Source organism: Flavobacteriales bacterium (genome assembly GCA_013214975.1).
In the GTDB taxonomy this organism is placed as follows: domain Bacteria; phylum Bacteroidota; class Bacteroidia; order DT-38; family DT-38; genus DT-38.
Genome location: JABSPR010000265.1, coordinates 1 through 5,004, shown reverse-complemented (window position 1 = coordinate 5,004; position 5,004 = coordinate 1). Strand labels below are relative to the sequence as shown.

At 36.1% G+C, this 5,004-nt stretch carries 6 protein-coding genes; 5 read left to right on the top strand and 1 reads right to left on the bottom strand.

The features are described from left to right. The coding region (locus HRT72_08595) for an acyl-CoA reductase (protein ID NQY67765.1) at positions 1 to 491 on the bottom strand (491 nt) is incomplete at its 3' end. A gap of 83 nt (positions 492 to 574) precedes the next feature. On the opposite strand from HRT72_08595, the gene HRT72_08590 reads away from it, so the two are divergent. The 5 genes from HRT72_08590 to HRT72_08570 all read left to right on the top strand — a co-directional run. Beyond that, complete coding sequence (locus HRT72_08590) at positions 575 to 922, top strand: 4Fe-4S dicluster domain-containing protein (GenBank protein NQY67764.1); 348 nt, start codon at positions 575 to 577, stop codon at positions 920 to 922. Between the two features lie 81 nt (positions 923 to 1,003). Continuing rightward, complete coding sequence (locus HRT72_08585) at positions 1,004 to 1,894, top strand: hypothetical protein (GenBank protein ID NQY67763.1); 891 nt, start codon at positions 1,004 to 1,006, stop codon at positions 1,892 to 1,894. A gap of 156 nt (positions 1,895 to 2,050) precedes the next feature. Continuing rightward, positions 2,051 to 3,124, top strand: coding sequence for a 3-phosphoserine/phosphohydroxythreonine transaminase (gene serC, locus HRT72_08580; GenBank protein NQY67762.1), 1,074 nt, complete (start codon positions 2,051 to 2,053; stop codon positions 3,122 to 3,124). Between the two features lie 5 nt (positions 3,125 to 3,129). Continuing rightward, on the top strand, positions 3,130 to 4,086 hold the full coding sequence (locus HRT72_08575) for a D-2-hydroxyacid dehydrogenase (protein NQY67761.1): 957 nt from the start codon (positions 3,130 to 3,132) through the stop codon (positions 4,084 to 4,086). Positions 4,087 to 4,104: 18 nt separating this feature from the next. Beyond that, on the top strand, positions 4,105 to 5,004 hold a 900-nt coding region (locus tag HRT72_08570), incomplete at its 3' end, for a DUF1015 domain-containing protein (GenBank protein NQY67760.1).

Here is a 5,004-nt window from a genome sequence, read left to right as displayed (position 1 = left end):
TTACTTCCGGTGGCAATAACAGCATCAAAATTCAGCAACCTATCTTCACAGAATTCAATTAAAGGCTCAAATTCAGAATCGAGCCTAATTAATTCACTTACCAAGTAGGGCAATAATACATCATCTGATTGAGCCAGCTTTCCCTTAAAAACATTACCGGTTATTATTATGGATAAAAAATCATGGAAAGCCACTAACGGTATGTTTCCTGCTGCAATAACACCGATTACAACAGGCTTTTTTTGCTTCTCTATTATGCCTTGATATGGCTCAACCCATTCGAATAATGTTTCTTCATTCAAAAGCTGACACCATGAATTAAGACATGTGAGTAAGTTTTGTTTATCAAACCAGGGATTACGCACTTCAGCCAAACGCATTGCGTTCGCAAAACCCGAGGACACTTCCTGCCCTTTCTCCCAGGCAACAACTTCATTCTCAATAAGTCTACCCAAAGTTACAAAAGCCGCAATCTTACTATTTAAATTCATTTAATCAGTTATTTACTTTGAATCGACAATTTTTATTTAATTTTGCCATATTGCAAAAGTATAATATTTAATAAAAGCATAGAATGGCAATAATTATAACTGACGAATGTATTAACTGCGGGGCATGCGAACCAGAATGTCCAAATAACGCAATTTATGAAAGTGGCGAAGAATGGAAATTCTCTGATGGTACATCATTAACAGGTAACCATACAGATACAAAAGGAAATGCCATTAATGCGGATGAAGAACAAGCTCCAGTAAGTGAAGACTTTTATTACATTACTTCAGATAAATGCACCGAATGTAAGGGTTTTCACGATGAGCCTCAATGTGCGGCTGTTTGCCCTGTTGATTGCTGTATCGATGATCCTGACGTAAGAGAATCTGATGACGAGCTATTGGCTAAAAAAGCATTCATGCATGTTTAATGGCTAAACGAATTTAGAGGAACACTGCTATATTAATAGCGGTGTTTTTTTTTGCTCTATATTTTAAAAGTATATTACACTATGAAAACATTACTCGCTTTATCCATTTGCCTATTGAGCATGCAATTGTATGCTCAAGACGAAAAGCAAGAGTACAATTTTGAAGAAATAGAAAAAGATCTCAGCAGATTATGCGCGGCAATTATTTCTTCAGATACCGACATAAAAAAAACACATGCAAGTTTTATATTTAGTCAAAAACTCAAAAGCGTTTTAATTCTTGATAAAGCATACGATTATAGTTTTGAAAACATAGAAACGCTTAAACAGATTGTTCCAAAAGACAAAAGTTTTAAACTGTTCATTTGGGCTATTCCATATACGGATGGCACGTACAAATATTTCGGATTACTACAGAAATACAATAAGGACAAAAAGAAATACGACATCATATCGTTGCTAGACAAGTCGAGTTCAATTGAACAAGCTTATAAGAAAGTACTTACGCCTGATAATTGGTGGGGAGCCTACTATTATAATTGCTTCACCACTAAAGTGAAGAAAAAAACATATTACGTTATGTTTGGATGGGATGGTAATAATAAGCTATCAAACAAAAAAGTTATTGACATTATGTATATAACAAAGAACGGACAAATTCGCTTTGGCGCAAATCTATTTAAGGTTGGCAGAGGATATAAAAAACGAGTATTCTTTGAGTTCAGTTCTGAAGTTGTAATGTCTTTAAAATACCATGCAAGAACTAAAAGAATAGTTTTTGACCACTTGGCACCGTTAGAACCGAATCTTAAAGGGCAACGACAATTTTATGGTCCAGACTTAAGCCTAGATGCTTTTCAATATAAAAAAGGGAAATGGAAATTCTTATCGGATATAGAACAAAACAATTCGGCCAAGCCAAAAGTTAAAATCGATTCACCTGGACATGGGTTAACTCCAAATAAAAAGTAATTGAACTTCCAGCTTTAATAATGGTCTTTCCCCTATTCCTACGATCAACGAAATAACCCGGACGCACTAAATTATTCCCTTATATATTCAACTTTCTAACCAAAAAGTTGCAAATTTGCCGTCTTTTAAAAATTGAAATTCAAACACGAAGAACGAATGAGTAAAGTACATAATTTCAGCGCAGGCCCTTGTATCCTTCCACCAGAAGTATTAAAAGGAGCTGCAGATGCCGTTAATCAGTTTAATACCCTTAACCTATCTTTAATAGAAGTATCTCACAGAGGCAAGGACTTTATTGCAGTTGCGGAAAAAGCTACATCTTTAGTTAGAGAACTACTAAACGTTCCAGATGGATACTCTATTGTGTTTGTTCAAGGAGGTGCGAGCACACAATTTTTAATGACACCTTACAATTTCTTAAAAGAAGGTGGAACTGCAGCATATACGAATACAGGTACTTGGGCGGCTAAAGCGATAAAAGAAGCTAAATTATTTGGGGATATCAACGTAGTAGGTTCTTCTGAAGATAAAAACTACAACTACATTCCTAAAGGATACTCAATCCCGGAAGATGTTGATTATTTCCACATCACTTCAAATAACACTATCTACGGAACACAAGTAAAAGACTTTCCTGAAACTAATGTTCCTGTAGTTTGTGATATGTCGTCTGATATTTTCAGTAAGGTAATTGATGTTAGCAAATTTGATGTAATCTATGCTGGTGCTCAAAAAAACATGGGAACTGCCGGTGCTACATTAGCTATCGTAAAAGATAGTTTCATGGAAAGTAGCGGAAGAGTAATTCCTTCTATGATGAACTACAAGCTTCACGCATCTAAGGAATCTATGTACAATACCCCTCCTGTATTTGCAATCTACGTTTCTATGTTAATGTTACAATGGATGAAAGACGTAGGTGGCGTGGCGAAAATTGAAGAAATGAACATCGCAAAAGGGAAGTTAATGTATGCTGAGATCGACAGAAACAGCATGTTTACTGGTGTTGTTGTTGAGGAGGACAGATCTGACATGAATGCAACATTTATATTAAACGATGATTCTAAGAAAGAAGAGTTTGATGCAATGTGGAATGCAGCAGGAATAAGTGGAATTAAAGGACACAGAGATGTTGGTGGCTACAGAGCCTCAATGTACAACGCCCTACCTCTTGAGAGTGTTCAAGCTCTTGTTGATGTAATGAAAGAATTCGAATCTAAAAACGCATAATTATGATTAAAGTATTAGCAAACGACGGAATCTCTGCCGAAGGAGAAGTAGCATTAAAAGCAGCTGGCTTTGATATTATTACAGAAAATGTACCTCAAGATCAATTAGTAGATAGCATTAACAGTAATGATTATTCTGCTTTATTAGTAAGAAGTGCAACTACAGTTAGACAAGATTTAATTGATGCATGTCCAGGTTTAAAACTTATCGGACGTGGTGGTGTTGGAATGGATAACATCGATGTAGATTATGCAAGAGGAAAAGGAATTGAGGTAATTAACACACCAGCTTCTTCTTCTCAATCTGTTGCTGAACTAGTGTTTGGACATATCTTTTCGTTAAGCCGTTTCTTAAACGATTCTAATAACAAAATGCCATCAGTTGGAGATACCGAATTCAAGCAGCTTAAGAAAGCTTATGGAAAAGGTGTTGAGTTAAGAGGAAGACAAATTGGAATTATCGGATTTGGTAGAATCGGACAATCTGTTGCTAAATACGCATTAGGATGTGGAATGAGTGTTGTTGCTTACGATCCGTTTATGACAGAAGCTAGTATTACTGTTGAAATTGCTGGAGCTGCAGATGTAACAGTTAATATTAAAACAACTGACTTTGATACTTTAATTTCTACAAGTGATGTAATTACTTTCCATGTTCCAATGCCAGAAGATGGTAAGCCGTTAATCAACACAGCGGAAATGAACAAAATGAAAGACGGTGCTATCCTAGTGAACGCAGCAAGAGGTGGAGTAATTAATGAAGCTGATTTAATTGCAGCCTTAGACTCTGGCAAAATTGGTGGTGCTGGTTTAGACGTTTTCGAAAATGAGCCTACTCCAAGAATGGATTTAGTAAGTCATTCTAAGGTTTCAGCAACTCCTCACATTGGAGCTGCAACAGGCGAAGCTCAAGCACGAATTGGTACTGAGTTGGCTGAAAAGATCAACGCATTTTTCAACTAATATTCCGTAAAATTCAGAATGGCAAAAATTCTTCCTTTTAAAGGCTATCGTCCTAAAAAAGAGATAGCTCACGAAGTAGTAAGTCGATCAATAGACGCATATAACAATGTTGAGATCGAGGATATTATTGAGAACTGTCCTAAAAGTTTTATTCAAGTTGTTAGGCCAGAAGAAGCGTATCAAAATAAAATTGAGCCCCGATCTATCGAGTACAACACTTTTGTAAGAAAGAAGTTCGATGACTTCTTGGAGCAAGGAATATATGAGCAAGAAGACCAGTTATCTTTCTACATCTACGAACAAGTAAAATTCGGAAGAACATTTACAGGATTGTTAGGCTGTGCTTCTATTGATGATTATATGGAAGGTGTGATTAAGAAGCATGAACAAACGCTTACATTCAAAGAAGAAAAGCTTAAAGAATATTACGATACTACCAATATTAATGCGGAACCAGTGTGTTTTGCTTACAAGGCAGATGAAAAGCTGGACGCGTTTATCGAAAAGCGTAAACAGAACGATTGTGCATTTGATTTCGAAGATACGGATGGGACAAAGCATAAGCTATGGGTTGTTTCTGATGAAATTGGATTAGACGTTATAACTAGTCGATTTGAAACTCTTAAGAATCTTTACATCGCTGATGGGCACCATAGAAGTGCGTCTCTTGTACTACTTGGACAATCTAGAAGAAAAAAGCTCGACAGAATGAACGTTCCGTCGAGTAAGTACATGGGTATATTCTTTTCGGATGATCAGTTAGAAATATTTGATTTTAACCGAACGGTAGTTGATCTAGGTGAGTATTCTTCAGAAGAATTAATTACGGCCATTTCTAAAAACTTTGACATAGAGAAGAAAGGTTCTGAAGAACATAGGCCAACTGGGCTACATAACCTAAGTATGTTTTTAGATAAC